Here is a 26,044-nt window from a genome sequence, read left to right as displayed (position 1 = left end):
AGGCCAGAAAGCGGCGGCCTCGGTGGCAAACGGGTTCTACTCATAACCATTGTCGGAGACATTACATGGCTAGCCTTCAGGACGAAGCACACGGCGGCCGCCAGGCGAAGAAAGCGACGGCGAGCGGCTGGATCGGCTCGGCGCTCGAGTACTACGACTTCTTCATCTACGCCCAGGCGGCAGCGCTCATCTTCCCGCAGTTGTTCTTTCCCTCGGGCAATCCGAAGGTGGCTATCGTCGCGTCGCTCGCGACTTACGGCGTGGGTTATGTCGCGCGTCCTATCGGCGCATTCGTGCTCGGCCATCTGGGCGACACCCACGGCCGTAAGAACGTCCTGCTGGTCTGCATGTTCCTGATGGGCTTCTCCACCATGGCCGTGGGCCTGTTGCCGACATATCACAGCGTCGGCATGCTCGCACCGACCTTGCTCGTGATCTTGCGTCTGGTTCAGGGCTTCGCCGTGGCCGGCGAAATCTCCGGCGCAAGCTCGATGATTCTCGAACACGCGCCTTTCGGACGACGCGGCTTCTTCGCGAGCTTCACGTTGCAAGGCGTGCAGGCGGGCCAGATTCTCGCCGCCGCCGTGTTCCTGCCGCTCGCGTACTTCATGCCGGAAGACACGTTCAACTCATGGGGCTGGCGCATTCCGTTCCTGCTGTCGGCGGGCGTGCTGGTCGCGGGTTACATCATCCGTCGCGAGGTTCACGAAACGCCGGCGTTCACGGCAGAAGGCAAGCACGGCGATCTGCCGAAGTCGCCGATCAAGGAAGCGTTCGCCAACAGCACGCCTGACATGCTGCGCGTGATCTGCATGGCGCTCATGAACGTCATTCCCGTGGTCGCCACGATCTTCGGCGCGGCTTACGCGGTGCAGGCTTCCTACGGCATCGGTTTCTCGAAGAGCGTGTATCTGTGGATTCCGGTCGCGGGCAACATCCTCGCCGTGCTGGTGATTCCGTTCGTCGGCAATCTGTCGGACAAGATCGGGCGCCGTCCGCCGATCATCGTCGGCGCTATCCTGTCGGGGCTGCTGTCGTTCGCTTATCTGTGGGCGATCAGCATCCACAACGTGCCGGTTGCCATCGTCATGTCGCTGCTGATGTGGGGTCTCGTGTATCAGGGCTATAACGCGATTTTCCCGAGCTTCTTCCCGGAACTGTTCCCGACGCGCTCCCGCGTTTCGGCCATGGCGATCGCGCAGAACATCGGCACCACCATTACCGCGCTCTTGCCCGCCCTCTTCGCAGCGGTCGCGCCGCCGGGATCGAACAATATTCCGATGACGGTCGGTTGCATCACGCTGGTGGTCACGATCATCGCGGCGCTTGCGGCATGGTCGGCTCGCGAGACCTTCCGCGTTCGCCTGAACGATCTGGGCAAGCCGGACGCCGTGCCGATGACCCAGCAGGAATACGACCGTCAGCGCGCCGACTCCATGGCCGTGGAAAAAACCGCCAAGGCGCACGCCTGATCAGAAAGAACACGCGATGTTGGAGTGATTGCCGGGCTTTTCGAAGCCCGGCTTTTTTTCGTCCGGCACGAACTCATCTGTCGATACGCACGCCCGACAGACGCTCGCAAATGCCGATCAGGCGGTCCTGCATGGCTTCGTCGCGCGCGGCCGGATCGCACGAGCGCTCACGCAGATGGAAGAAGTAGCGGCCCGATACGCGCGCCTTGTCGTCGTCGCTGGCTGCGAGCCACGCTTGCGTGCGATGCGCCTTGTCCATGTCGTCGGGCGCGGAAGCGCCGCCCATCTTCGTCGGCACCCAGCCGGGTTCTAACGCGTTGGACAGCACATCCGGCCAGTAGCGCGCCACCGCCAGCGCGAGCAGCACGTCCATGAACTTGCTTTCGGCATACGCGAGCGAGCCGTTCCAGCGGCGTTGCGTCCATTCGATGTCGTCGAGATTCGCGGGCGTGCCGTGATGCATGCCGGAACTGAGATACACGAGCCGCGATGGCTTCTCGATCAGCGCCGTCAGCACGTACGGCGCGAGCACGTTGATGGCGAAGACATGCGGCAGGCCATCGACGGTTTCGATACGGTCCGGCTCGCGATACCCCACGCCCGCGTTATGAATGACTGCATCGAAATGTCCCAGCCGGTTGACTTGCTCCGCCACGCCGCGCGTGGCTTCCAGACTCGCGAGATCGCCCGTGACGACGCCTTGCGCTTGCGGCAGGACAGTGCGTGCGTCCTCGGCGCGCGCCGCGTTGCGCGCATGCAGCACCACGGCATGCCCTTGTTCGATCAAGAGACGCGCGGCCATGAGACCGAGCCCGTCGCTCGATCCGGTGATGAAAATTCGTGACATGCAACGCTCCTATGGCGATTGATCCAGAGCCCATTCTGCGCGTGAAGGCGTCGCTTCGCGATAACATGAAAGCCATTTCATCGATGACGCGGAGGCATGAATGGCGGGCTTCAACGAACGCATCCTGAACGGCATCAGCGTGTTCGCGGCTATCGTCGATGCAGGCACGTTCGCCGCCGCGGGCAACCGTCTCGGCATGTCGCAGCCCGGCGTGAGCCGCGCCATCGCCCGCCTGGAAGCGCGTTTGAGAGTGCGGCTATTCGATCGCACGACGCGCAGCGTGTCGCTCACCGACGACGGCCGGCGCTTCTTCGAACAAGTCATGCCGCATCTGAACGGACTGGAAGAAGCGGCGGCCACCGCTTCGGGCGGCGCGACCGCCGTGCGCGGCCGGTTGCGCGTGAATGTCGATCCCATTTTCTCGCGCCTCGTGCTCGGGCCGAAGCTCTACGCGTTCATGGACGCGCACCCGGAGATCGAACTCGAACTGATCACGAGCGACCGCCTTGGCGACATGATCGCGGACGGCTTCGATCTGGCGATCCGTTTTGGCGAGCCGCGCGACTCGAGTCTCGTCGCTCGCAAGCTGCTCGACACGCCGGTGCGCACCGTGGCCGCGCCTTCATACATCGCGCGATGCGGACGGCCCGCGACACCGCAAGCGCTGGAAAGCGACGCGCATACGTGCGTCGAGTTTCGCGATCCTGAAACAGGGCGTCCGTTCGTGTGGGAGTTTCACCGCAAGAAGAAGCGCATGACCGTCGATACGCGCGGCCGCCTCACGCTCAACGATGTCGGCACCATGTTGAGCGCCAGCCTGTCGGGCTATTGCGTCGCGCAGATTCTCGAACTCGGCTCCGAACATCTGTTCACGGAAGGCAAGTTGATCGACCTTTTTCCCGACTGGCCCGACGAGCGCTTCCCGCTGTACGCGTACTATCCGTCGCGGCATCATCCGCCCGCGAAGACGCGGGCGTTTCTCGATCTCGTGATTTCGCTTGCGCAGACGAAGTGAGGCCGTTCGTCATTCAGGCGAGCGCCACGGACTTTCCAGTGCGAGCGCTTTCGATGATAGCGGCCAGCGTCGCCGCGTTATCGAGACTCGCCTGCGCGTAGAACTCGATGGCCGCCGTATCGTGCGTGGCGACCATGCGCGCGAACGCTTCCGCCGTGAAGAAGAAGCCGCTGCCCGTGTCCGACTGCACTACTTTGAACGGCACCGAATTGGGAATGCCGCGCCGCACGCGCAACTGGCTCGGCAGATAGCCATACGGATGCCCGTGCGTCAGATCGCTCGTATGGTTGAGATACTCGGTATCGATCGTGCCTTCGGAACCGATGATCGTCGCATATCGATGATTCGCGCCATCCATTGCGCAGGAGAGTTGCGCGCGGCGGCCATCGGCATAGATGAGCGTCGCCATGAGGCTGATGTCGACCTTGGTATCGGCCCACGTCGCCACGGCCTGCACGCTTTGCGGTGCGGTTCCGGTCACGAGGCGAATCAGGCTTAGCGGATAGCTGCCTGCATCGAGCAGCGCGCCGCCGCCGAGTTCCGGCTTCATGCGGATGTTCGCGCCCGGGTTGCCCACAGTGAAGCCGAAGTTCGCCTGAATGGCGCGCACCGCGCCGATGGCGCCTTCGCCGATCAGCGACATCATCTGCGCGGTCTGCGGCTGGAAGTACCACGGGAAGGCTTCGAGCAACAGCACGTCGCTGCGCTCGGCGGCCTCGAACATGCTGGCGGCTTCGTCGCGGGACAACGCGAGCGGCTTCTCGCAGAGGACGTGCTTGCCGTGGTTTGCTGCCTTGATTGCCCATTCGGCATGCAGGCTGTTGGGCAAGGGAATGTAGATGGCATCGACATCGGGGCTGGCGAGCAGTGCTTCATAGCTGCCGAACCATGCGCCGATGTCGTTCGCTTCCGCGAATGCTTTTGCGTTGTCGTCGCTGCGGCTCGCCACCGCGACGATGCGCACGTTTTCGCTTGGCTGCACGTCACGCGCGAATTGCCTGGCGATATTGGCGCCGCCGAGAATACCGAGGCGCAAGGGCGATGAGGCTTGAATCGATGACAAGGCAGCTCCTTACTTGAACGAGAGAAATGAGTGGAATCGATCAGGAACCGTATCACAGCTTGACTGCGCGGCGCTTCATGTACGTGTGAAAGGTGAGGGTTTGCGGGATCGTGTGTTTGGGCGCCTCAATTGCCTGGATTTCGCTTCATTGGATGCGCTACTCGAAGCGCGCGGAGCATTGCTGCATAAGGACAAGCGGCATGACGCTTGGTTTGCTCACGCTCCGCGTATGGACGCGCTCTTCGACCAAAGGTGAGCGTTTTCGGGGAGCATGTCTGCAGACAATTAGCGCGATAACCTTAGGCGCCCTTGGGCTTATCGCTTAAGCTCAGGATGAAGCTTAAGGCGCGTTGCCCGTGCAAACACAGAGAGTCGATGGCGTATGAAGTCGTTGAAACTGCAGGAAATGTCTGGATGGGCTCACGTGTGCACGTCGGAGAACGTGCCGTGCGAAGCGGCGCGCGCCGTTTCGTATGGAGATAGACGACTCGTCGTGTGGCGCGATGGCGAAGGCGGCATCCATGTCTGGGACGATGCTTGCCCGCATCGAGGCAATGAACTGTCGACAGGACGCGTGACGGGCGGGTTGATCACGTGCGCATCGCATGGCTGGCGCTTCGATAGCAACGGTCAGCATGTGCGACCGCTGACGGTCGCATCGTCGTGCCGCGATGACTCTTACGCGAGAACATATGAAGCGCGCGAACACGACGGCACGATTCTCGCGATGCTTTGAGGACCGCGTATCAGCGAAAGAGCGGTGACGAATCCACATCCGCGAGCTTCGACAACTCTTCGCCACGTTCGTCGCATGCCTGCCGGATCTGGCCGCCGTAGCCAATCCATATCGCGAACGATGCCACCGACACGCTGCCGAGTAGCATGAACGCAACCGGATAGCCGAACAGGTGCGCGAGCCATCCGCCGATAAGCGGACTTAGACACGCGCCCGCCGCCTGAACGCCCTGCACCACGCCCTGCCCCAGATTCACGCGACCGCTGCCATGCAGAAGATGCACGACGAGCGCCGGCACGGCCACGCTTTGCAAACCGGCGCCAATGCCGTCGAGAATCTGCACGGGAAGAATGCCCCATGGCGGCTCTAACCACGCTGCCGTCACCGCGCGCAACGGCAAGGTCAGAAGCGTGACGAGAATGGTCCACCAGAAGCCGAAGCGCCGCGTCAGACGGCTCGCGAAAGCCGCCGCCAACAACATGACGACCTGCGCGATCACGATATTCGCCGCCGTGATCTGGCTTGCGCCCGCTTTGTGTGTCGATGCAACCGCGAGACTGTAGAGCGGCAGCATCGCCGAATTGCCGAGGTTGAACGCGGCAAGCGCGATGGCCAGCAGGAGCAAGGGCCGATTGCGCACGAGGATGCTCGCGCTGTCGGTTTGTACCGGCGCGTTGTCGTCGTTGTCATCGCGAGCAATACCGCGTGCGTGATGCCTATGCACGGAACGCGCGGGAATAAGGAACGCAGTAAGCACGCAGCCCACGCCGAAAGCCGCGCTCAAGGCAAACACATAGACGATGCCAAGCCACGCGCCAAGCCATCCAGAAAGCAAGGCAGCAGCAATATTGCCCGCATGATTCGCCACCTGATTGCGGCCGAATTGACGGTCGAAGTTTTGTCTTCCGACGATGCCAAGCGTCAGCCCCGCCAGGGCCGGTCCCATGGCGGCGCCCGCCACTGCCGTGGCGATCTGCGAAAGCGTGACAGGCCAGAAGCCTTGGCCCAGCCAGATGATCACCGCCGCCAGCACCGTCAGCGCGCCGCCCGCGGCCACGATGCTGCGGCGGCGCGTGGTGGCGTCGACGAGCGCGCCCGCGGGCGCCGTCACCAACATGCCGACGATGCCCGCGATGGTCAGCACCGTGCCGATCTTTTCCGACGTCCAGCCATTGGCCAGCAGATAGATGCCAAGGAACGGCCCGACGCCGGCTTGTACATCCGCCGCGAAGAAACTGACGGCGATTAAAGGAAAAGTCGGCTTCACGCGATAAACCGCCGCGATGCAGGCAGTTCGAGGTCAGGCGGATAAGCGCAGGTCACTTGCTGATCTCCCGTAGTTGGCGGTCGAGGAGCAAAGTTCGCGCCAGTGATCGGTCGTCGCGCATCTGCCAGACACGTCTCGCCCCGCGACGGTACGCCGATTGCTCGAACAATGACGATGCAATCGAACGATCGCGACCAGGTGACGAAATGAAGCGTACTGTCCTGCCGACACTCATCCTCGCCATCGCGATGGTCTCGCTCATAACCGGCTGCAAGCGCGACACGGACACAGCCGCTTCGACCACGCCCACATCCTCCGCGCCCGCAGCGGCAAGCTTTCCTGCGACGGCCGCGAGCGATACGCCGGGCGGCGCCAGCCAGTAAGCCATACGGCTCGAATGCGGCACAACGAATGCTTATCGGATTTTCAAAGTTCATCGACCACCACGAATCATGAAAGAGCCAGTTTCCGGACGAGCCAAGCTCGTGCTGTTCCCGCATAAGAAGGATCGCAATGCGAAGCCGGGTTTGACCGATGACGACTACGCGATTTACGCGTCATATCGGCCGCATGTGGGAGGCGGTTATGTCGGCACGCTGAAAGTCGTGCGCTTGACGGATGCCCGCTTGCTCTTTCCCTTCGAGGGCGCGGAAGATATTGGCCCGTTCGATTCGAAGCAGACGGCAAAAGATGCTGCCGTGCTGCGCGGCCGGGAAATCGTCCAGGCCGATTTGCAGGTTCCCGAGCTCTAAACGCAGCATTCTTTTACCTCTGCTACGTTGCGACATCGCGACGTACGCGTGCGCTTTTTGCTTCGTCATCCGGAGAAAAATTCCATGTCCACCACTGTCGGCGATTTTCTGATCGACCGTCTGCACGCCTGGGGCGTGCGCCGTATTTATGGCTATCCCGGCGACGGAATCAATGGCGTCTTCGGCGCCATGAATCGCGCGAAAGGCAAGATCGAATTCATTCAGGCGCGGCACGAGGAAATGGCCGCGTTCATGGCATCCGCACATGCGAAGTTCACGGGCGAGCTGGGCGTGTGCATCGCGACATCGGGACCGGGCGCGGCGCATTTGATCACCGGCCTTTACGATGCGCGGCTCGATCACATGCCAGTGCTCGCCATCGTCGGCCAGCAGGCGCGCGCCGCGCTTGGCGGTCATTATCAACAGGAAGTCGATCTGAGCGCGTTATTCAAGGATGTCGCGGGCGCGTTCGTGCAACAGGCAAGCGTGCCTTCGCAGATACGGCATCTCGTCGATCGCGCGGTGCGCATCGCCATTGCCGAGAAGCGCGTGACCGCCCTCATCCTGCCGAACGATCTGCAGGACCTCGACTACGAAGCGCCTGGCCGCAAACACGGGACCCTGCATTCGGGCGTGGGCTATCGCGCGCCGAAGACCGTGCCGTATCCCGATGACTTGCAGCAAGCCGCCGATGTGCTCAACGCCGGCAAGAAGGTCGCGATACTCGTCGGCGCGGGCGCGTTGCAGGCAACCGACGAAGTCATCGCCATTGCGGAGAAACTCGGCGCGGGCGTGGCCAAGGCGCTGCTGGGCAAGGCTGCATTGCCGGACGATTTGCCTTTCGTGACCGGTTCCATCGGCTTGCTCGGCACCGAGCCGAGCTACAAGCTCATGACCGGATGCGACACGCTGCTCATGATCGGCTCGGGTTTCCCTTATGCCGAATTTCTGCCGAAGGAAGGCGCGGCGCGCGGCGTGCAGATCGACCTGAAGGCGGACATGCTGAGTATCCGCTACCCGATGGAAGTCAACCTCGTCGGCGATAGCGCCGAAACCTTGCGGGCACTTCTGCCCTTGCTTGAAGAGAAGACGGATCGCTCGTGGCGCAAGGACATAGAAGGATGGATGAGCGACTGGTGGAAGACGCTCGAAAAGCGCGCGCTCGAGCCCGCTACAACCGGCGTGAACCCGCAGCGCACCGTGTGGGAATTGTCGCCGCGCGTGCCGTCGAATGCCATTGTCACGAGCGATTCCGGCTCGTGCGCGAACTGGTATGCGCGCGACCTCAAGGTGAAACGCGGCATGATGTGCTCGCTTTCGGGCGGCCTTGCATCGATGGGCGCGGCCGTGCCTTACGCCATCGCGGCGAAGTTTGCGCATCCCGAGCGGCCGGTGATCGCGCTCGTCGGCGACGGCGCCATGCAGATGAACAACATGGCCGAACTCATCACCGTGGCGAAGTACTGGAAACAATGGTCCGATCCGCGCTGGATCTGTCTTGTGCTCAACAACCAGGACCTGAATCAGGTGACATGGGAGCAGCGCGTGATGGAAGGCGACCCGAAGTTCGAGGCATCGCAGGACATTCCATCGGTGCCGTATCACAAGTTTGCCGAGATGATCGGCCTCAAAGGCTTGTATGTAGACGATGCCGAACGCATGGCCGCCGTGTGGGACGAGGCGTTTGCATCGGACCGGCCTGTCGTGATCGAAGTCAAGGCCGATCCCAATGTGGCGCCACTGCCGCCGCATATCACGCTGCAGCAAGCGAAGGCGTTCGCGACCACACTCTTGAAGGGCGATCCAAACCAGGGCAACGTGATCGTCGATACGGCGCGGCAAGTCCTGGGCGCTGTGCTGCCGGGGCATCGGGACAAATAGCTTTCGATGCGACGTGATGCATTGCGGCGGCATAACCGTTGCTGCGTTATTCGCGTAACCGTTGCAACTGTGCGGCCGACCTTCGGCGCACTGATCCTCGATCAGGAGCAAAGAAATGAATAGCGAACCTTCGGACCCGGTGGAACGCGCGGACCAGCGCCGCGAAGCGATTGGCGAAGGCGACGTGAAGGAGAAGGCCGACGGCACGATCGAACAGCGCGAACACGGAAACATGGATGCATCGCTGGTCCCGAAGGGCAAGGACCATCCGGAGCAAGGGCCTTACACGCCGGAGAACGATCATATCGATCCCGATGTCGATCCGGACGCCGGGCCCGATCATCCATCGAGCAAGCGCGATTCGGAAGCGTGAGTCTTATCGAAAAGGAGAGATGCCATGAAGATCAGCAAGCAACTCGTTCTATGCGCACTCATGTCGGGATTGTCCGGCGCGGCGGTCGCGCAAAGCGCGCAGACACAGCCGGGTGCGAGTCATGGTCCGGCCAGCCCCGGACAGGTCAATAGCGATATGACTCGTTCGGGCACCGCCGATATCACTACTGGTAAATCGGCAACGGGTGGGTCCTATAACGGCACGAGTGCCGCGGGTCGTGGCACGAATCAGGGCTCGGGCGGAATGCAGCCGCGCGTAACCGGATCGGGCGGCGGTAGTTCGAATGGTGGAACGAGTCCTTCAACCAATGGCGGCGGTGGACAGGGCTTCTGATAACCGATCGCTTGAGCGCAATGCGGCGGTGTTCGATGGTTCGGACACCGCCGCTTTTTTTATTACGCGCTTGAGGAAGTTATGCGGTGTGGACCGCATATCGACTGTCATTGAAGCTTTCGAATAACCATCGAATTAACTTTCAACTAGCATTCGTTCCGAGTGCTCGACCGTGCTCCTACGTGCGTTCGATGTTCCTCCTATTAGTTAGGATGCCGACTATTTTCACGATTCTCCCGTTGCTGATCGATGCATTTCTCCCATTGCGGCAAGGCAAAATTTCCGCTGATGATCGGCTCCACGTGGTAACTGCAACCGTGTCTTTTGTGGCTTATGCAAACGTTTTCTGAGAGGTCGCGCACGCCCTGCTACATGGCCGCCCGGCGCTAGGTTGAGTAACGCACAGAACGACATCCTGAGACTGCCATTCTTGCCCCACATCGCGTTAAACGCCTCACCGAAGCGTCGCGATAGCCAAACTACGGGGAAGACATGAGGAACCCAAACAAATACAAATTGAGGACGGCGCTCAAGCTTAGCGTGATCGTTATCGCGGCTGCGGTGTCGAATCTTTCACATGCTCAGACAGCCACGGAGGCTTGCAATAACCTGACATCGGCGGCATGCGCGAATGGTGTCATCGGGGTTGCGCCGGCGGCGGTGTCTGCTGCAACGGACCCGCAAACGCGTGCTCAAGCCGCCGTTTTGCCGGGACGGATGGTTGGACTTCCAGCGGGTAACCGGAGTGGGACATCCGCTGGTGCTGCGGGTACTTCGAGCAGCAATGGCGCGAGCACGGGTAGTGGAACCGCTAGTGCTGGAACGGCGGCTGGTCAGGGATCGACCGGAGGGCAAGGTGCGGGGTCGACTGGTTCGCATGGTGGCTCGAGTTCCGGTAGCACGGGGTCGGGTTCTGGGTCGGGTTCGAGTTCGGGTGGCGGGAGCACGGGGTCGGGTGGTGTAGGCGCTGGTGGTGGTAGCACGGGCGGTGGCAGCACGGGCGGTGGCAACACGGGTGGTGGCAGCACGGGTGGTGACAGCACGGGCGGTGGCAGCACGGGTGGTGGCAGCACGGGCGGTGGCAGCACGGGCGGTGGCAGCACGGGCGGTGGCAGCACGGGCGGTGGCAACACGGGCGGTGGCAACACGGGTGGTGGAAGCACGGGCGGTGGCAACACGGGCGGTGGCAGCACGGGCGGTGGAAGCACGGGTGGTGGTAGCACGGGCGGTGGCAGTACGGGTGGTGGAAGCACGGGCGGTGGCAGCACGGGTGGTGGTAGCACGGGCCATGGCGGCGGCAGCTCCGGTCACGGCGACGGCGGTCACGGCGACGGCGGTCACGGCGACGGCGGCCACGGCGATGGTGGTCACGGCGACGGCGGCCACGGCGACGGTGGTCACGGCGACGGCGGTCACGGTAACGGTGGCGGCAACGGCAGCAGCGGTGGTCACGGTGACGGCGGCCATGGCGACGGCGGTCACGGTAACGGTGGCGGCAACGGCAGCAGCGGTGGTCACGGTGACGGCGGCCATGGCGACGGCGGTCACGGCGATGGCGGTCACGGCGATGGCGGTCACGGCGACGGTGGTCATGGCGACGGTGGTCACGGCGACGGCGGTCACGGCGACGGCGGTCACGGCGACGGCGGTCACGGCGACGGTGGTCACGGTAACGGTGGCGGCAACGGCAGCAGCGGCGGTCACGGTGATGGCGGTCATGGCGACGGCGGACATGGCGATGGTGGCCACGGCGACGGCGGCCACGGTAACGGCGGTGGCAACGGCAGCAGCGGCGGTCACGGTGATGGCGGTCACGGCGACGGCGGTCATGGCAACGGCGGCGGCAACGGCAGCACCGGCGGTCATGGCAATGGCGGCGGCGATGGTGGTGGCCACGGTGATGGCGGCCACGGTAACGGCGGTGGCAACGGCAGCACCGGCGGTCATGGCAATGGCGGCGGCGATGGTGGTGGCCACGGCGACGGCGGTCATGGCAACGGCGGCGGCAACGGCAGCACCGGCGGTCATGGCAATGGCGGCGGCGATGGTGGTGGCCACGGCGACGGCGGTCATGGCAATGGCGGTGGCAACGGCAGCAGCGCTGGCGGCCACGGCGACGGCGGTCATGGCAACGGCGGTGGCAACGGCAGCAGCGCTGGTGGTCATGGCGATGGCGGTGGCCACGGCGACGGCGGTCATGGCAACGGCGGCGGCAACGGCAGCACCGGCGGTCATGGCAATGGCGGCGGCGATGGCGGTGGCCATGGCGACGGCGGTCATGGCAACGGCGGCGGCAACGGCAGCACCGGCGGTCATGGCAATGGCGGCGGCGATGGCGGCGGCCACGGCGACGGCGGTCATGGCAATGGCGGTGGCAACGGCAGCAGCGCTGGCGGCCACGGCGATGGCGGTCATGGCAATGGCGGCGGCGCAGGTAGCACCGGCGGCCACGGCAATGGCAGCAGCGGCGGTCACGGCAATGGCGGCGGCGCGGGCAGCAGCGGTGGCCACGGCAACGGCGGCGGTGGTCACGGTGGTGGTGGCGGCGGCGGCGGCGGCGGTGGCGGTGGCGGTGGTGGAGCAGGCGGCCGCTAACCCACCCTTCCCAAACGCGTCGATCGGACCGCAATCCGGTCGACGCGAATCAAAAGCAAAGCCAACACAAAGCGCTAGAAGCACCCGATGCTGCCTTTGCAGCATCAAACAGATTCAAACGTCAATCGACAACCGCGGGCCCGATGCAATGCGCCCGCGGCCGCAACAAACTTCCCTCCTCGATCTGCTCCATCGAATGCGCCATCCATCCCCCGCTTCGCGCGATGGAGAACAACGCGAACGCCGCACCCTCCGGTACTCTCAATGCTCAACGAGCGCAGCCAGCGCGACGTCGATGCGGGCTTCCTACCTGTCAGACGCTCGGCTCAATCGATCAAGGCACGCAACACATCGGATGCCTCGAAAGCGCATAAAGATCCGCGCGGGAATCGCCCTGCGGATAAGGCTCGGCGTGACGCGAGGCATGCCAAGCGCGCGCAAGACGCATATGCAACGGACGAGCAGCGAAAGCAAGCTCGACAAAGCTGCTCGCGAGCCGGCCGATAAGTTCGGCGGCGCACTAGAACATGCCTGCGAAATCGGCATATCGGTTTGAGTACGGAAGAAACGCGCCAAGCGATGGCCGAACGTAGTCGATGCGCTGGCCAAGCATTCCAACATTGCCAGGCCGCGCGATGAATCGAAACGACGTGCGGTGCGTATCGCCTGACGCCGGACGCCACAATCAGTGCGAACGCCCCGCCTTTGCAATCATCACGCCGCGTCCATCGCGCGGCTTCATGGCCGCGAAGAAGACGAGCGCCGCGGCCACGACCGACATCGCGGCGAGCCCCGTGAGGCCGCCTTCGATCGATCCCGTCTTCTGCTCGAGAAAGCCGAAGGTCGCGGGCGCCACGAAGCCGCCGAGATTGCCGAGCGAATTGATGAGCGCGATGACCGGCGCCGCGATGCGCGCGTCGAGATAGCCTTGCGGAATCGGCCAGAACAGCGACGACGCGGCCTTGAAACCCATCGCCGCAAAACAGATCGCCACGAACGAAAACACCGCGCTGCCCTGCCCCGCCGCATACATGCCGAGCGCGGCGATGATCAACACCACCGCCACCCACGCCTGCTGAAATTTGAAGCGCGCCGCGAGCATGGCGAAGACGTACATCGCTGCAATGGAGATGATCCACGGAATCGAATTGAAGAGCCCGACCTGGAAGTCGTTGAAGTGCCCCATCTTGCGGATGATGCTCGGCAGCCAGAACGTCGCGCCGTAGATCGTCAGCGACACGGAGAAGTAGATCAGGCAGAAGATGAGAATCTGCGGATCGCGCAACAGGCTCCACGTGGATGGCTTGACGGTATGCGACGCGTCACGTTCCACTTGTTCGCGCTCGATCTCGTCGATGATCGCGTCCTGCTCCGCACGCGTGAGCCACTTTGCATCGCGCGGCTTCGAATCGAGCCAGAACCACACGAAGGCCGCGAGCACCACGGAAGCGGAACCTTCGATCAGGAACATCCACTGCCAGCCATGCAGACCCATGCCGTCTACCAGCATGAGCGCGCCGGAGATCGGCCCGGATAGCACCGAAGCCAACGCGGAGCCGCTCAAGAAAATCGCCATGGCACGGCCACGCTGATTGCTCGGCAGCCAGCGCGTGAAGTAGAACACCACGCCGGGAAAGAAGCCCGCTTCAGCCGCGCCGAGGACCAGGCGCATGATGTAGAACGAAGTCTCGCCGCGCACGAAAGCCATGCCGACCGCCGCCAGTCCCCAAGTAATCATGATGCGCGTGAGCCACGCCTTCGCGCCGAAGCGCTGCAACAGCATGTTCGACGGCACTTCGAACACGGCATAGCTCACGAAGAACAAGCCCGCGCCCAGTCCATAAGCCGCAGCGCCGATCCCGAGATCAGCGCTCAGATGCTGACGCACGAAACCGATGTTCACGCGGTCGATGTAATTGACGATGAACATCACGACGAGAAGCGGCAGGATGTGCCACTTGATCTTGCTGACGGCGCTCGTCAGTGGATTCGTCGGTTCATCCGCGCGATCTGGCGTCGAACTGCTCATGGGCTTGTCTCCTCGTTGATCGTGCGTGCCGCTCAGAAGCGCGGATTCTTGCCGGTGAATTCCGGCTGATATTTGCGCATCTGCTTGAGGTCGTCACGATTGCGCACGCCGCACGAGAGATATTGCTCATGCAGTTCCGCGAGCCTGTCGCGGTCCAGTTCGACACCGAGGCCCGGCGTCGTCGGCACGCGCACCGCGCCGTTATCGAACTTCACCCGGCCGCCCTTGATGACTTCCTCTTCCTGCCACGGATAATGCGTGTCGCATGCGTAAGTGAGATTGGGGATACTCGCGGCGACATGCGTCATCGCCATCAGGCTGATGCCCAGGTGCGAGTTCGAGTGCATCGACATGCCAAGCTCCCACAGGGCGCACATGCGTGCAAGCGTCTGCGTCGCGCGCAGGCCGCCCCAGTAGTGATGATCCGACAGCAGCACCTTCACCGAGCCCATTTCGCAGCCGCGCCGGAAGTCGTCGAAAGTCGTGATGACCATGTTGGTCGCAAGCGGCAACCGCGTGTGCTTGGCGAGTTCCGCCATGCCTGCCAGACCCGGACACGGGTCTTCGTAGTATTCGAGCAGTTCGTCGAGTTCGGGCGCGGCCTCGATGCTCGTTTCGAGCGTCCAGTTGGCGTTCGGATCGAGCCGCAGCGGCGTGCCGGGAAAAGCCTCGGACAGCGCGCGCATGCAGGCAATTTCATGCTTCGGCTCGAATACGCCGCCCTTCAGCTTGATACTCTGAAAGCCGTACAGATCGATCATGCGGCGCGCCTGCGCCACGATCTGTTGCGGGCTGATGCCTTCGCCCCAGGCATCCGGCGCATACGGCTTGTCGATGTGTTCCGCATACTTGAAGAAGAGATAGGCGCTGTACGGCACCGCGTCGCGCACCTTGCCGCCGAGCAGATCGACGACAGGCGCGCCGACCATTTGCCCTTGCAGATCGAGCATCGCGACTTCCAGCGTGCTGATCACTTTCGACGCGTTCTTGGCCGTGTGCGAGCCGGGTGCGAGTTCGAATTCCACCGCGCCCGGGCTTGGCTTGATGCTCGCACGCACGCGCTCCTCCATGCGGTTCAACTCAAACGGCGAGAGGCCGATGGCCAGTTCCTTCGCTTGTTCCAGCACGCGCAGCATCGGCTCATCGCCATAAGTTTCGGAGATACCGACGCGCCCGTCGCTCGTTTCCAGTTCGACGATGGCGCGCAACGCCCACGGCTCGTGAATACCGGCCGCGTTCAGGAGCGGGCCGTCGCGAAAGGCGATCGGTGTGATGCGGACTTGCGTGATGGTGACGCTGCGGCTCATGGGAATGTCCGAAATGGAATCGATGTCCGCATCATAAACACTAATATATTAGTGCGTCAGTGGGGAAAGTACCCATCGTCGCTGCCGCGCCATGCGGCCGGATATCGCTCTTGCAGGCCTTAAAATCGCGAATATCGCAATCAAACAGTCCACCATGAAACTCATCGACGCCCCGGCTGCGGCAACCCGACAAGGCCTCGACCGGTCGCGCCACGCCGCGCCGCAAGTGTTCGAGCAGTTGCGCGCGCGCATTCTTTCGCTCGAACTCGCGCCGGGCACGGTGCTGTCGCGCGCCGATCTCGCCGCGCGTTATGGCCTCTCCCAAACGCCCGTGCGTGACGCGTTGATGAAGCTGGGCGAGGAAGGTCTCGTCGATATCTTCCCGCAGCACGCCACCGTGGTTAGCCGCATCAGCGTGACTTCGGCGCTGCAAGCGCATTTCCTGCGCCGCTCGATCGAGCTGGAAGTGGTGCGCACGCTGGCGAACGCGCGCAATGCCGAGTTGGTGGAGCGGCTGCGCACGACCATCGAGAAGCAGATGGAGCTGCGCGACCTCAAAAACTACGAGCAGTTCTCGCTACAAGACCAGGCGTTTCACCGGCAGATGTACGAAGCCGCCGGCGTGCCGCAGTTGTGGGATCTGGTGCGCCGGTTGAGCGGCCATATCGACCGGTTGCGGCGGCTGCATTTGCCTGTCGAGGGCAAGACGCTTGCCGTGGTGCGCGATCACACCGAAATCGTCGATGCCATCGCGAATGGCGACGCCGAAGCCGCCGACGCCGCGTTGCGCAAGCATCTGTCCGGCACGCTGCATCAGATCGATCAGATTCGCACGCGTCATCCGACCTTTCTGGCGGACGACTGAGCGCGCTACCAGCACGCGTCGCCAATAGCGGTCAGCTTGTCGCGTCCGGCGACCTTCGCGCGATACAGCGCCTTGTCCGCGCGTTGCAACGCATCCTGAAAGCCTTGCTCGCCTTCGCTCACCTGCGCGACACCGATGCTCATCGTCCATTCCGGCATGCCTTCCGTGAACGAGCGGCACGCGCGATGAATCTGGTTGGCGCACGCCTGTGCATAAGGCGCGCGCCATTCCGGCAGGATCGCGATGAACTCGTCGCCGCCCAGCCGCCCGAACTCGCCGCCGAGCGAGCCGACTTCCGCGCCCGCCAGCCGTGCCAGTTCCATCAGCACGTTATCGCCCGCAAGATGGCCGTGACGGTCGTTGATCTGCTTGAAGTGATCGAGGTCGATGGCGAGGATGGTCGCGCCCGGTGCGATCAACGGCCGCGCGTGTTGCTCAAAGCCCGCGCGATTCCATACGCTCGTCAGCGGGTCGCGCAACGCGGCGTCGCGCAGACGCTGCTGCGCGCGTTCCGCCGGAATCGCGAGCAGGCCAAGATTGAGCACGGCCAGAAGCAGTTGATCCGAAAGCATTGGAATGACCGCGAGAAAATTCACGCGCGAGTCGCCCCACGCCAATGCCGCGAGCGTGATCGCGTAACCCGGCAGATAACCGAGCATCGCAAGACCGGCGATGCGCCCGCCCCGGCTCTTTAGGCGGCGCGCGTCCAACACGAGCATGGCGCCCGCGATCAGCGCCGATATCGCGATGCCGATGGTATCGCCCGCGCGCGTCCAGGCGAACACGGCCGGCCGCGCGCCGAACGTCAACGTGGGAAGCACGTGGACCAGCACGGAGCCCGCAATGGGCGCGAGCATCCACCAGCGAAAAGGCGGCTTGCCGTCGAACGCGCGCATGCCCGTGATCAGCAGCATATTGCTCGCCGCCAGCCCGCCCAGCAGCAGGCCATCGAGGAATAAACGGTCTTCCCAGAACTCGAAGCCGACCAGAACCGCCGCATAGAGAAACGCGCTCGCCGACCAGTGCGCGAAGTAGCGTTCCGCGCGCGGTTCGAAGCGCACGAGCGCAAAGACGAGGCCGAACGCGCTGCTCGAAAGCACGCTGCAAAGACGTAGGGTTTCGGTGTCGGGTGTGGGGAACATGACCGGGCGACGCGGCCTGCGCGCGCGAGGGAGAAGGACACCGGTATATCGGCAGCCAAATCGTAAAACTTGAGCCACGGCGCGACGTTTGCGCGCGGCATAACCCTTGCTCGCCTTCAAGACGCCAAATCAACGAAACCAAGGAGGGGCACACGATGAAACTTTATTACGCACCCGGCGCATGCAGTCTCGCGGATCACATTGCCATGCACGAGGCAGGGCTCGATTTCGAACGCGTGAAGGTCGATCTGAAGACCAAGCTGACTGAAGACGGCCGTCCATTCGACGAGATCAACCCGAAAAGCTACGTGCCGGTAGTCGAATTGGACGATGGCCGCCGTCTGACCGAAAACATCGCGATTCTCTCGTGGGTCGCGCGTCAGAAGCCCGCGCTCGCACCATCCGACGATGAAGGCGGCACGCGTCTGCTCGAAACGCTCGCCTTCATCTCGACCGAAATCCACAAGCAGTTCGGCCGCGTGTTCCGCCCGACATCGGATGCGGAAGCGTCGGCGGCGCGCGAGAAGATCGGCCAGCGTTTTACGCTCATCGACAAGATGATGAAGGGCGACTATCTCTTCGGGGAATCCGCAAGCGTCGCGGATGCTTACCTTTTCACGATGCTGACATGGGCCAACAAGATGAGCATCGAAGTGCCGGCAAAGCTCAAAGCGTTCTACGAGCGCATGCGCGAGCGGCCCGCTGTCAAGCTCGCGCTCGAACACGAAGGCATTTCGCTTTGAACCTGACCATCTAACCAAATACGAAATCAGGTAAGAAGCATCGTTGAAATGATCGGTTTGCGATGACCGCAAGCAAGGCGAAGATGGGCGACTCCGCTTCCGAAACACTTCGTCCATGCTCCTTTCCGCTATCGCCACCAACACACCGGGGCGGCGCGCATGAACGCGTTGCCCCGGCGCCTGTCCGCCTCGTTCCTTGACGTTTTCCGCGAATCTTCCGCCGGTCGCCTCGACTACCGGCTGTGTGGGCGCGCGCGCCGCATACTTTCCAACCATTTATCGGAGTAAGCCATGAGCAGCACATTCAAGGACCGGGTTGTCTGGGTGACGGGCGCTTCCGGCGCGCTGGGCGCGGCCACCGCGCGCACGCTCGCCGATGCGGGCGCGACGATCGTCGCATCGTCACGCAGCGTCGATGAGCGATTGTTCGCAGCGTCGCCGAACGTGGTCCCGCTCAAGGTCGACGTGACCGATGACAAAAGCGTGAAGGCGGCGTTTGCGCAGATCGAAGAGCGCTTTGGGCGCCTCGATGGCCTCGTCACCAGCACCAACGTCTCCACTTTCGGCGACTTCCTCGAACTCACCGACGACGACTGGCAAAGCGTGATCGATGCCAAGCTGCTCGGCTCGGTGCGCCCGATTCGCGCCGCCTTGCCGCTCTTCATCAAGCAAGGGCGCGGCGCGATCGTGGCGATCTCGGGACGCGGCGGCATCGCGCCGCCGCCGAATCATTTCCCCGGTTCGAGCGTAAACGCGGCTATCGATCTGCTCGTGCAAGGTCTCGGCCGCCGCTACGGTCCGCAAGGCGTGCGCGTGAATGCCGTCGCGCCCGGTCCGATCCGCTCGCCGCGCTTCGATGCGCTCGCCGGCGCGCAAAGTCAGAACGAGCCCACGCGCCTGACCGCGCTCGAAGGCCCCGGCACGCCGGAAGACGTCGCGGCCGCGGTCGCGTATCTGCTTTCGGACGATGCCCGTTTCGTCACCGGGTCGCGTCTCTATGTCGATGGCGGCGGGCCGCCCTACGCGTAACTCGTAATGCGTAACGCATAGCGCCCGATTCGCCGCGTCAACCGAAACCCATCCAAGGACCTTCTTCATGTCACGTTTCGTTTCTCCCGCGCAATTGCGCACCCTGATCGCTCAACACAATGAACTCGCGGTGCTCGACGTGCGCGAAGAAGGCGTGTCGTCGAAAAAACGCCTGTTCTATTCGTCGGTCGCGCCGGTCGGACGCCTGGGTCTCGTGATCGATCGGCTCACTCCACGGCGCGGCACGCCCGTCGTTCTCGTCGATGCCGAAGGCGCCGAGGACGGCTATGCGCAACGCGCCGCCGCATTGCTGGCGCGCTGGGGCTACACGGACGTGTCGATTCTGGATGGCGGCGTGGAAGGCTGGGCACGCGCCGGCTTCGAAATTTTCAGCGGCACCAACGTGCCGGGCAAGGCGTTCGGCGAACTGATCGAGCATCGGCTGCATACGCCCAACATCGAGGCCGAAACGCTTAAGGCGCGTCAGGATGCGGGCGACGATCTGGTCGTGCTCGACTCGCGCCCCTTCGGCGAATTCAACAACTTCAATATTCCCGGCGGCATCGACTGCGCGGGCGCGGAGTTGGTGTATCGCGCGCTCGCGGCGGCGCCTTCGCCGGATACGCTGATCGTCGTCAATTGCGCCGGGCGCACGCGCAGTATTCTCGGCGCGCAATCGCTCATCAATGCGGGCGTGCCGAATCCGGTCGCCGCACTCACGGGCGGCTCGATGGCTTGGCTGCTCTCGGGCCTCGAACTCGAACACGGCGAGATTCGCACCGCACCGCGTCCCGAAGGCGCGAGCCTCGCGACCGCGCGCGAACTTGCGGCGGCCGCCGCGCGCAAGGCGAACGTGCCCGTGATCAACGGCGAAACGCTCGCGGCGCTCGAACGCGAAAGCGGCGAGCGCACGCTGTATCGCTTCGATGTGCGCGATCCGCTCGAATACGCGGCGGGGCATCCGGCAGGCTGGCGTTCGGCGCCGGGCGGTCAACTGGTGCAGGCGACCGACGAGTACATCGCCACGCTGCATGCACGCGTGGTACTGCGCGACGACGATGGCGTGCGCGCCCGCATGACCGCGTCGTGGCTCAAGCAACTCGGCTATCTCGATGTCCGCGTGCTCGACGATGCCGCCAGCGCCGCCCTCACCCACGACGCGCTCGAAGCCGGTCCCGAGCCGTTGCGCGTGCGTCCGCATGGCGCGCGCACGCGCTGGATCGAGCCGGATCATCTGCAACGCGCGCTCGATGCCGGCCGCGCGCAAGTGATCGATATCGACGCGAGCATTGCGTATCGCAAAGGCCATGTGCCGGGCGCGCGTTTCGTGGCGGCAAGCGCAGTGGAAGACCACCTGCGCTCGGGCGTTTTCAAGCGCGATGCGCCCGTCGTGCTGACTTCGGAAGATAGCTTGCTCGCCGGACTCGTCGCCGCCGAACTCGCGCCGCGCTGGCCGGAGATCGCCGCGCTCGTGGGCGGCACGGCGCGCTGGAGCGCGATTGGCTTGCCGCTCGAAACCGGCGACGCGCACAACCTGACTGGCGACGACGACGCGTGGTATAGCCCGTATCACGTCGAGAAGGAACGCGTGGCCGAGCAAATGAATGCGTACCTCGCGTGGGAGCTGCAACTGGTCGAACAGGTAGAGCGCGACGCGATTGCATCGATCGATGTGCTGGACTTCAAGACGGCCACGGACAAGCGCAGCCGCGAACGCCTGGCATCATGACTTCACCGACGATACGCCCTGTCTTCGACGGTTCGACGAGTCCCGCCGACATTCCCGGCAGCGCGCTTCACGGCGCGTTTCAGCAACCGTTGATGCTCGGCCTCTTCTTGCCGATTCAGAACGGCGGCTGGTCCATCTCGACCTTGCCGCGCTCGACCGACTGGCGCTTCGACTACAACGCGCGGCTCACGAAGACAGCGGAAGCGCTCGGCTTCGATCTGGTCTTCGGCCTCGCGCAATGGCTTGGCAAGAACGGGCATGGCGGCGCGCTCAAGTATCGTGAGCAATCGCTCGATGCGTTCATCGCGACGAGCGCGCTTGCCGCCGTCACCGAGCGCATTTTGCTGATCTCGACGGTGCATGCGCTCTATGGTCCGTGGCATCCGCTGCATCTCGCCAAGTTCGGCGCGACGCTCGACCATATTTCGGGCGGACGCTGGGGCATCAACCTGGTGACGGGTCACGTCAAAAGCGAATGGGCGATGTTCGGCCAGCCGATGATCGAGCACGACACGCGCTATGAACGCGCGGCCGAATTCGTCGCCGTGCTCGATTCGTTGTGGCGCAGCGATGCGAATCAGAACATCGATTCGCCGCACTGGCAGTTGCAGGACGCGTTCGTGAGTCCGCGACCGCGCTTTCATCGGCCGGTGCTCGTGAATGCGACCGGGTCGCCCGCGGGGATTGCGTACGCGGTGCGTCACTCGGACCTGATCTTCATCACGAGCCCCGCAGGCGCGGATTTCAACGACGCCATCGGCGCTCTGCCTGCGCATACCGAGACCATTCGCGAAGAGGCCGCGCGGGTGAAACGCAACGTGCGCACGCTCATCAATCCGACCATCGTGTGCCGGCCGACCGAACGCGAGGCGCGCGAGTATCGCGATGCCATCGTCGCTCACGCCGATGAAGGCGCGCTCGACGGCTTCGTCGGCCAGCACGGCCGCAGCGACGCGAAGGCATGGGCGAATCACAAGCGCGAGCAGCGCATTCTCGGCGGCAATCTGCATCTGATCGGCTCGCCCGAGCAGATCGTCGATCAGTTGCTTGCATTGAAGCACGCCGGTTGCGATGGCGTGCAACTCACCTTCTTCGACTTCGAACCGGACCTCGCGTATTTCGGCGAGGCCGTGTTGCCGCTTCTCGTCGATGCGGGTTTGCGACTGCCCGTGCCCGCAGCGAACTCCTTACCTCGGACGACGTCATGACCAAACATCGCCAATTGCATCTGAACACCAACATCACGGGCGTCGGGCGGCATCCCGCAGGATGGCGCACCTTGGACAACCCGCGTGCGATCATCGACTTCAAGTTCTTTAGGGAGATTGCAACGACAGCGGAGCGCGGCAAGCTCGACGCCGTGTTTCTCTCGGATGCGCTCGCCCTGCGCAATCACGCCGAAGGTCCGCAGCAATCGTTCGAACCCACGGTGCTCCTCACCGCGCTCGCGGGCGCGACCGAGCATGTCGGTCTCATCGGCACGGCATCGACCACGTTCAACGATCCGTTCAATCTCGCGCGGCGCTTCGCATCGGTCGATCACCTGAGCTGCGGGCGCGTCGCGTTCAATGCCGTGACGACCTACGACGCAGCCGCCGCCGCGAATTTCAGCTTCAACACGCCGCTTTCCACGGAAGAGCGCTATGCACGCGCGCAAGAATTCGTGGATGTGGTGACGAAGCTCTGGGATAGCTGGGAAGACGACGCGCTCGTCGCCGATCAGGCCACGGGACGTTATGCGGACCCGTCGCGCGTGCATGCCATCGAGCATCGCGGTCAGTACTTTTCGGTGCGCGGCCCGCTCAATGTGCCGCGCAGTCCGCAAGGAAGGCCCGTGCTCGTGCAGGCGGGATCGTCCGAAGGCGGACGCGCGCTTGCCGCCCGTTTCGCCGATGCGGTCTTCACCGCGCAAACCACCTTGCCGAGCGCGCAGGCGTTCTACAAGGAGATGAAGGAACGCGTGGCGCGGCATGGGCGCAACCCCGATCACTTTCTGCTGTTGCCGGGCCTGTATCCGGTGGTCGGCGGAACCGAACAGGAAGCGCGCGCGCATAAAGCCGAACTCGATGCGCTGCTCGACACCGACCGGGAAGTCGCGCGCCTGGCAGGCGCGCTCGGGCTCTCGCTGGACGATCTGCATATCGACAAGCCGCTGCCTTACGAGCGCATCGAAAAGGTCGTGCGCTCGGACTTGCCGCGCGGCTTCATCGACTCGACGGTTGCGCTTGCCAAGGCCGAAAACCTGACCGTACGCGATCTGCTCGATCGCAATCCGGGCGCGCATCGAATCATTGTCGGTACGCCCGAGCAGATTGCCAACGACATCGCGCAGTGGTTCGAGGAGCGTGGCGCGGATGGCTTCAATCTCAACGCGGATGTGTTTCCGAGCGGCCTTGCGGCGTTCGTCGATCACGTCGTGCCGCTCTTGCAGCGCAAAGGCATTTTCCGCACCGACTACGAAGGCACGACCTTGCGCGAACATTATGGTTTGCCGCGTCCTGACAGCCAGTATGCAAAGAGGCGCGAGGCCGCCTGATCTTTTATCGTCCGAGCCTCCAAGGGAGTTTCATGTCTTCTACTCTGGATCAACCGACTCTCGCGCAAGAAGCGCATCGCATTCGTACCGATGCAGAAGCGCTGGAAACGGCACAACGTCTCGAACATGCGTTCGCGCAGGAAGCGTCGGAGCGAGATCGCGAGCGGCGCTTGCCGCGTAAAGAACTCGAAGCGTTCAGCGCATCGGGACTGTGGGGCATCTCGGTTCCCAAGGCATTCGGCGGCGCGGATGTTTCCGTATGGACCATCGCGCAGGTCTTCGAACATATCTCGGCAGGCGATTCATCGCTCGGCCAGATTCCGCAGAATCACTTCGCCAATCTGGAACGCCTTCGGCACGACGGCACGCCTTCGCAGCAGGCGTTTTTCTTCGAACGCGCGCTTGCAGGCGAGCGACTCGGCAATGCGACGGCCGAACCCGGCGATCGCTTGCCGGGCTCGCATGAAACACGCGTGCGGCGCACGACGCGCGGGCTCGTCGTATCGGGCAAAAAGGTGTATTCCACAGGCGCGCTCTTCGCGCACTGGATACCCGTCGCCGCGCGCGATGACGATGGCTCGCCCGTGTTCGTCTACGTGCCGCGTCATGCGCGCGGCGTCGAAGTGATCGACGACTGGTCGGGCTTCGGGCAACGCACGACTGCAAGCGGTCGGGTGCATATCGACAATGTCGAAGTGGACGCGGTGCAAGTGGTGCGTCGCGAGCCAGGCGGCGAGATCGATACGGGCAACGCGGTTTCGCAGCTGATTCATGCGGCGATCGACCTGGGTATCGGCCGTGCCGCGCTCGATGAGACGAAGCGCTTCTTGCGCACGCTTGCGCATCCGGCACGAGGAAGTGGCGCCGCACATGCCACGGACGATCCGTTCACGTTGCGCGATATCGGCAAGCTGACCGTGGACCTGCACGCTGCGCGCGCGTTGACCGAGCGCGCAGCGGTGTTGATCGAAGCGGCGCGTGTGCCCGGTTCAGCGCGTGACAAAGTGAGCGCGGCCATCGTCGCGACGGCGGAAGCCAAGATTCTCACGACCCACCTCGCGCTCGATGCATCGAACAAACTCTTCGAGCTTGCAGGCACGCAATCGACACGCGAAGAGCATAACCTCGACCGCCACTGGCGCAATGCGCGCACGCATACGTTGCATGACAGCGTGCGCTGGAAGTATCACGCGGTGGGGCAGTATGCGCTGAACGACTTGCTGTGCGATCCCTTCAGCTACGCGCATCCTTATACGGCGGTGAAGGAATGAACAAGCGGGCGTGTTCTGCGCACGCCCGCTTCAGGCATCAACGCGCGGCGACTGCTTGCGAATCGAATACCGGATTGAACTCGATATCCACCTTGATGTTGTTCTTGATATCGCCGGACTTGTAGAGCGTGTCCGCAATCTTCTGTTCGCGCGCGACGAGCGTCTTGTCGAGCGGATAAAACACGGAGCGTCCATTTTCCGCCGAGAACTTCGCTCGTGCCGGCGACTGCTTCATTTTCTCCGCATAGATCTTTTCGACGGCCGGCACGTTCTGCGCCCACCACGTCCACGAGCTCTTGAGACGTCCGAGGAAGTCACCGATGGCCTTGCTCTTCGCGGGATCGCGCAAGACATCGGTGCGGGCCGCGAACACCGAGAGCGCTGGAATATCCAGTTCGTCGCTCTTGACGATCACGCGTGCATCGCCCTTATCGACCGCTTCCTTCACCGGACCAAAGCCGCCCGAATAAACCGACACCTGTCCCGCGTTGAAAGCGGAAGCCGACACGTTGCCATCGCCGAACTTGACCGCTTGGAAGTCCTTCGGCTTGAGATCGGCCTTCACATACGACAGCACGTATTGCAGATAATTGAAGCCGCCGAAGTTGTAGCCCCAGGTCTTGCCGCGCAGGTCCGCGAGCGTCTTCAAGTTGGCTTCCTTTCGAACCACGGTGACGATAGGCGGATACGCGTTATCCGGGTTGCGCCATCCCGCGATGATCTGCAAGGGCGCGGTCTCCGGCGTCCATGTCTGACGCGCATTCCCCTGTTCGATGATGAGCGAGGTATCGCCCATCAGACCCACGTCGAGCACTTTCGAATAGAGCGCGGACAGTTGCGCGGCGGGTCCCGTGAGCACGGCCCACTTGACCTTGTACGGCGCGCCATCCAGCACGTGCGATGCCTCGACGATCAATGGCCACGCGGCATCCTGCGTGCCGATCTGAATGGTGAGCGGCTCTTCCGCGAACGCCGAAGTCGATAAAGCAAGGAAGCCCGTAACGAAGAGTGCGGTTAAGCTTTTCTTGATGCGCATGA

24 protein-coding genes are annotated in these 26,044 nt (G+C 63.3%); 16 read left to right on the top strand and 8 right to left on the bottom strand.

Annotated elements, in window-relative coordinates:
- The first annotated feature begins 65 nt into the window (after window positions 1-65).
- Window positions 66-1,472: an MFS transporter gene (locus tag QCE79_RS30695; protein WP_250467689.1), complete on the top strand. Its 1,407-nt coding sequence runs from the start codon at window positions 66-68 to the stop codon at window positions 1,470-1,472.
- Window positions 1,473-1,545: 73 nt separating this feature from the next.
- Here the strand turns inward: QCE79_RS30695 and QCE79_RS30690 are convergent, their stop codons facing one another.
- Window positions 1,546-2,319 (bottom strand): SDR family NAD(P)-dependent oxidoreductase, encoded by a 774-nt coding sequence (locus tag QCE79_RS30690; protein WP_309850368.1) that lies wholly within the window; start codon window positions 2,317-2,319, stop codon window positions 1,546-1,548.
- A gap of 100 nt (window positions 2,320-2,419) precedes the next feature.
- On the opposite strand from QCE79_RS30690, the gene QCE79_RS30685 reads away from it, so the two are divergent.
- Window positions 2,420-3,334: a LysR family transcriptional regulator gene (locus QCE79_RS30685; RefSeq protein WP_250492997.1), complete on the top strand. Its 915-nt coding sequence runs from the start codon at window positions 2,420-2,422 to the stop codon at window positions 3,332-3,334.
- A gap of 13 nt (window positions 3,335-3,347) precedes the next feature.
- On the opposite strand, the gene QCE79_RS30680 is transcribed toward QCE79_RS30685, so the two are convergent.
- Window positions 3,348-4,397 carry a Gfo/Idh/MocA family oxidoreductase gene (locus tag QCE79_RS30680; RefSeq protein ID WP_309850365.1) on the bottom strand — a complete coding sequence of 350 codons (1,050 nt, stop codon included), beginning with the start codon at window positions 4,395-4,397 and terminating at the stop codon, window positions 3,348-3,350.
- A 382-nt stretch (window positions 4,398-4,779) separates the two neighbouring features.
- Here QCE79_RS30680 and QCE79_RS30675 point away from each other — a divergent pair, with 382 nt between their 5' ends.
- The gene (locus tag QCE79_RS30675; protein ID WP_250467693.1) at window positions 4,780-5,133 is read left to right on the top strand and encodes a Rieske 2Fe-2S domain-containing protein; all 354 of its coding nucleotides are present in this window, start codon (window positions 4,780-4,782) and stop codon (window positions 5,131-5,133) included.
- A gap of 10 nt (window positions 5,134-5,143) precedes the next feature.
- Here the strand turns inward: QCE79_RS30675 and QCE79_RS30670 are convergent, their stop codons facing one another.
- Window positions 5,144-6,400 carry an MFS transporter gene (locus QCE79_RS30670; protein WP_309850358.1) on the bottom strand — a complete coding sequence of 419 codons (1,257 nt, stop codon included), beginning with the start codon at window positions 6,398-6,400 and terminating at the stop codon, window positions 5,144-5,146.
- A 206-nt stretch (window positions 6,401-6,606) separates the two neighbouring features.
- Between QCE79_RS30670 and QCE79_RS30665 the strand changes: the two genes are divergently transcribed.
- From QCE79_RS30665 to QCE79_RS30640, 6 genes are all read left to right on the top strand, one after another.
- Window positions 6,607-6,783 (top strand): hypothetical protein, encoded by a 177-nt coding sequence (locus QCE79_RS30665; protein ID WP_250510480.1) that lies wholly within the window; start codon window positions 6,607-6,609, stop codon window positions 6,781-6,783.
- A gap of 69 nt (window positions 6,784-6,852) precedes the next feature.
- The gene (locus tag QCE79_RS30660) at window positions 6,853-7,152 is read left to right on the top strand and encodes a DUF6723 family protein (protein ID WP_244828959.1); all 300 of its coding nucleotides are present in this window, start codon (window positions 6,853-6,855) and stop codon (window positions 7,150-7,152) included.
- Window positions 7,153-7,236: 84 nt separating this feature from the next.
- The gene (locus QCE79_RS30655; RefSeq protein WP_250510481.1) at window positions 7,237-9,033 is read left to right on the top strand and encodes a thiamine pyrophosphate-requiring protein; all 1,797 of its coding nucleotides are present in this window, start codon (window positions 7,237-7,239) and stop codon (window positions 9,031-9,033) included.
- 115 nt (window positions 9,034-9,148) lie between these two features.
- Entirely contained in the window at window positions 9,149-9,406 is a 258-nt protein-coding gene (locus QCE79_RS30650) for a hypothetical protein (protein ID WP_244828961.1), read from the top strand.
- 24 nt (window positions 9,407-9,430) lie between these two features.
- Window positions 9,431-9,760, top strand: a complete 330-nt coding sequence (locus tag QCE79_RS30645) for a hypothetical protein (RefSeq protein WP_250493002.1) — start codon at window positions 9,431-9,433, stop codon at window positions 9,758-9,760.
- Window positions 9,761-10,252: 492 nt separating this feature from the next.
- A complete protein-coding gene (locus QCE79_RS30640) occupies window positions 10,253-12,355 on the top strand; it encodes a hypothetical protein (protein WP_309850350.1) in 2,103 nt (700 codons plus the stop codon).
- Between the two features lie 121 nt (window positions 12,356-12,476).
- Here the strand turns inward: QCE79_RS30640 and QCE79_RS39405 are convergent, their stop codons facing one another.
- The 3 genes from QCE79_RS39405 to QCE79_RS30630 all read right to left on the bottom strand — a co-directional run bounded on the left by QCE79_RS39405 (window position 12,477) and on the right by QCE79_RS30630 (window position 15,691).
- A complete protein-coding gene (locus tag QCE79_RS39405) occupies window positions 12,477-12,590 on the bottom strand; it encodes a hypothetical protein (RefSeq protein ID WP_404989432.1) in 114 nt (37 codons plus the stop codon).
- 450 nt (window positions 12,591-13,040) lie between these two features.
- Entirely contained in the window at window positions 13,041-14,384 is a 1,344-nt protein-coding gene (locus tag QCE79_RS30635; RefSeq protein ID WP_309850347.1) for an MFS transporter, read from the bottom strand.
- A gap of 32 nt (window positions 14,385-14,416) precedes the next feature.
- Complete coding sequence (locus QCE79_RS30630) at window positions 14,417-15,691, bottom strand: glucarate dehydratase family protein (RefSeq protein ID WP_244828967.1); 1,275 nt, start codon at window positions 15,689-15,691, stop codon at window positions 14,417-14,419.
- Window positions 15,692-15,845: 154 nt separating this feature from the next.
- On the opposite strand from QCE79_RS30630, the gene QCE79_RS30625 reads away from it, so the two are divergent.
- A complete protein-coding gene (locus QCE79_RS30625) occupies window positions 15,846-16,556 on the top strand; it encodes a GntR family transcriptional regulator (protein WP_250466325.1) in 711 nt (236 codons plus the stop codon).
- 5 nt (window positions 16,557-16,561) lie between these two features.
- Here QCE79_RS30625 and QCE79_RS30620 read toward each other — a convergent pair whose 3' ends face one another.
- On the bottom strand, window positions 16,562-17,698 hold the full coding sequence (locus QCE79_RS30620; RefSeq protein ID WP_250509736.1) for a GGDEF domain-containing protein: 1,137 nt from the start codon (window positions 17,696-17,698) through the stop codon (window positions 16,562-16,564).
- A 155-nt stretch (window positions 17,699-17,853) separates the two neighbouring features.
- On the opposite strand from QCE79_RS30620, the gene QCE79_RS30615 reads away from it, so the two are divergent.
- The 6 genes from QCE79_RS30615 (at window position 17,854) to QCE79_RS30590 (ending at window position 25,006) form a co-directional block, all read left to right on the top strand.
- The gene (locus QCE79_RS30615; RefSeq protein ID WP_244828970.1) at window positions 17,854-18,441 is read left to right on the top strand and encodes a glutathione binding-like protein; all 588 of its coding nucleotides are present in this window, start codon (window positions 17,854-17,856) and stop codon (window positions 18,439-18,441) included.
- Between the two features lie 291 nt (window positions 18,442-18,732).
- Window positions 18,733-19,470 carry an SDR family oxidoreductase gene (locus QCE79_RS30610; protein ID WP_309850339.1) on the top strand — a complete coding sequence of 246 codons (738 nt, stop codon included), beginning with the start codon at window positions 18,733-18,735 and terminating at the stop codon, window positions 19,468-19,470.
- A gap of 67 nt (window positions 19,471-19,537) precedes the next feature.
- Complete coding sequence (locus tag QCE79_RS30605) at window positions 19,538-21,199, top strand: rhodanese-like domain-containing protein (RefSeq protein ID WP_309850337.1); 1,662 nt, start codon at window positions 19,538-19,540, stop codon at window positions 21,197-21,199.
- Entirely contained in the window at window positions 21,196-22,407 is a 1,212-nt protein-coding gene (locus QCE79_RS30600) for an LLM class flavin-dependent oxidoreductase (RefSeq protein ID WP_309850335.1), read from the top strand. The genes QCE79_RS30605 and QCE79_RS30600 overlap by 4 nt, the downstream gene beginning before the upstream one ends.
- A complete protein-coding gene (locus tag QCE79_RS30595; RefSeq protein ID WP_309850332.1) occupies window positions 22,404-23,735 on the top strand; it encodes an LLM class flavin-dependent oxidoreductase in 1,332 nt (443 codons plus the stop codon). The genes QCE79_RS30600 and QCE79_RS30595 overlap by 4 nt, the downstream gene beginning before the upstream one ends.
- A gap of 32 nt (window positions 23,736-23,767) precedes the next feature.
- The gene (locus QCE79_RS30590) at window positions 23,768-25,006 is read left to right on the top strand and encodes an SfnB family sulfur acquisition oxidoreductase (protein ID WP_309850329.1); all 1,239 of its coding nucleotides are present in this window, start codon (window positions 23,768-23,770) and stop codon (window positions 25,004-25,006) included.
- A gap of 37 nt (window positions 25,007-25,043) precedes the next feature.
- Here QCE79_RS30590 and QCE79_RS30585 read toward each other — a convergent pair whose 3' ends face one another.
- Complete coding sequence (locus tag QCE79_RS30585; protein ID WP_309850327.1) at window positions 25,044-26,042, bottom strand: ABC transporter substrate-binding protein; 999 nt, start codon at window positions 26,040-26,042, stop codon at window positions 25,044-25,046.
- Window positions 26,043-26,044 lie beyond the last annotated feature (2 nt).

This window comes from Caballeronia sp. LZ003 (assembly GCF_031451465.1).
Classification (GTDB): domain Bacteria; phylum Pseudomonadota; class Gammaproteobacteria; order Burkholderiales; family Burkholderiaceae; genus Caballeronia.
Note: the sequence above shows the minus strand (reverse complement) of the source record. Positions and strands in the feature narration are given on the sequence as shown.

What these genes read in the sequence shown, in the direction of transcription:
- QCE79_RS30685 (WP_250492997.1), top strand. Translation starts at nt 2,420, where the DNA reads ATGGCGGGCTTCAACGAACGCATCCTGAACGGCATCAGCGTGTTCGCG.
- QCE79_RS30635 (WP_309850347.1), bottom strand. Translation starts at nt 14,384, where the DNA reads ATGAGCAGTTCGACGCCAGATCGCGCGGATGAACCGACGAATCCACTG.
- QCE79_RS30675 (WP_250467693.1), top strand. Translation starts at nt 4,780, where the DNA reads ATGAAGTCGTTGAAACTGCAGGAAATGTCTGGATGGGCTCACGTGTGC.
- QCE79_RS30620 (WP_250509736.1), bottom strand. Translation starts at nt 17,698, where the DNA reads ATGTTCCCCACACCCGACACCGAAACCCTACGTCTTTGCAGCGTGCTT.
- QCE79_RS30645 (WP_250493002.1), top strand. Translation starts at nt 9,431, where the DNA reads ATGAAGATCAGCAAGCAACTCGTTCTATGCGCACTCATGTCGGGATTG.
- QCE79_RS30605 (WP_309850337.1), top strand. Translation starts at nt 19,538, where the DNA reads ATGTCACGTTTCGTTTCTCCCGCGCAATTGCGCACCCTGATCGCTCAA.
- QCE79_RS30640 (WP_309850350.1), top strand. Translation starts at nt 10,253, where the DNA reads ATGAGGAACCCAAACAAATACAAATTGAGGACGGCGCTCAAGCTTAGC.
- QCE79_RS30615 (WP_244828970.1), top strand. Translation starts at nt 17,854, where the DNA reads ATGAAACTTTATTACGCACCCGGCGCATGCAGTCTCGCGGATCACATT.
- QCE79_RS30630 (WP_244828967.1), bottom strand. Translation starts at nt 15,691, where the DNA reads ATGAGCCGCAGCGTCACCATCACGCAAGTCCGCATCACACCGATCGCC.
- QCE79_RS30610 (WP_309850339.1), top strand. Translation starts at nt 18,733, where the DNA reads ATGAGCAGCACATTCAAGGACCGGGTTGTCTGGGTGACGGGCGCTTCC.
- QCE79_RS30585 (WP_309850327.1), bottom strand. Translation starts at nt 26,042, where the DNA reads ATGCGCATCAAGAAAAGCTTAACCGCACTCTTCGTTACGGGCTTCCTT.
- QCE79_RS30595 (WP_309850332.1), top strand. Translation starts at nt 22,404, where the DNA reads ATGACCAAACATCGCCAATTGCATCTGAACACCAACATCACGGGCGTC.
- QCE79_RS30660 (WP_244828959.1), top strand. Translation starts at nt 6,853, where the DNA reads ATGAAAGAGCCAGTTTCCGGACGAGCCAAGCTCGTGCTGTTCCCGCAT.
- QCE79_RS30665 (WP_250510480.1), top strand. Translation starts at nt 6,607, where the DNA reads ATGAAGCGTACTGTCCTGCCGACACTCATCCTCGCCATCGCGATGGTC.
- QCE79_RS30650 (WP_244828961.1), top strand. Translation starts at nt 9,149, where the DNA reads ATGAATAGCGAACCTTCGGACCCGGTGGAACGCGCGGACCAGCGCCGC.
- QCE79_RS30655 (WP_250510481.1), top strand. Translation starts at nt 7,237, where the DNA reads ATGTCCACCACTGTCGGCGATTTTCTGATCGACCGTCTGCACGCCTGG.
- QCE79_RS30625 (WP_250466325.1), top strand. Translation starts at nt 15,846, where the DNA reads ATGAAACTCATCGACGCCCCGGCTGCGGCAACCCGACAAGGCCTCGAC.
- QCE79_RS30600 (WP_309850335.1), top strand. Translation starts at nt 21,196, where the DNA reads ATGACTTCACCGACGATACGCCCTGTCTTCGACGGTTCGACGAGTCCC.
- QCE79_RS30695 (WP_250467689.1), top strand. Translation starts at nt 66, where the DNA reads ATGGCTAGCCTTCAGGACGAAGCACACGGCGGCCGCCAGGCGAAGAAA.
- QCE79_RS30590 (WP_309850329.1), top strand. Translation starts at nt 23,768, where the DNA reads ATGTCTTCTACTCTGGATCAACCGACTCTCGCGCAAGAAGCGCATCGC.
- QCE79_RS30690 (WP_309850368.1), bottom strand. Translation starts at nt 2,319, where the DNA reads ATGTCACGAATTTTCATCACCGGATCGAGCGACGGGCTCGGTCTCATG.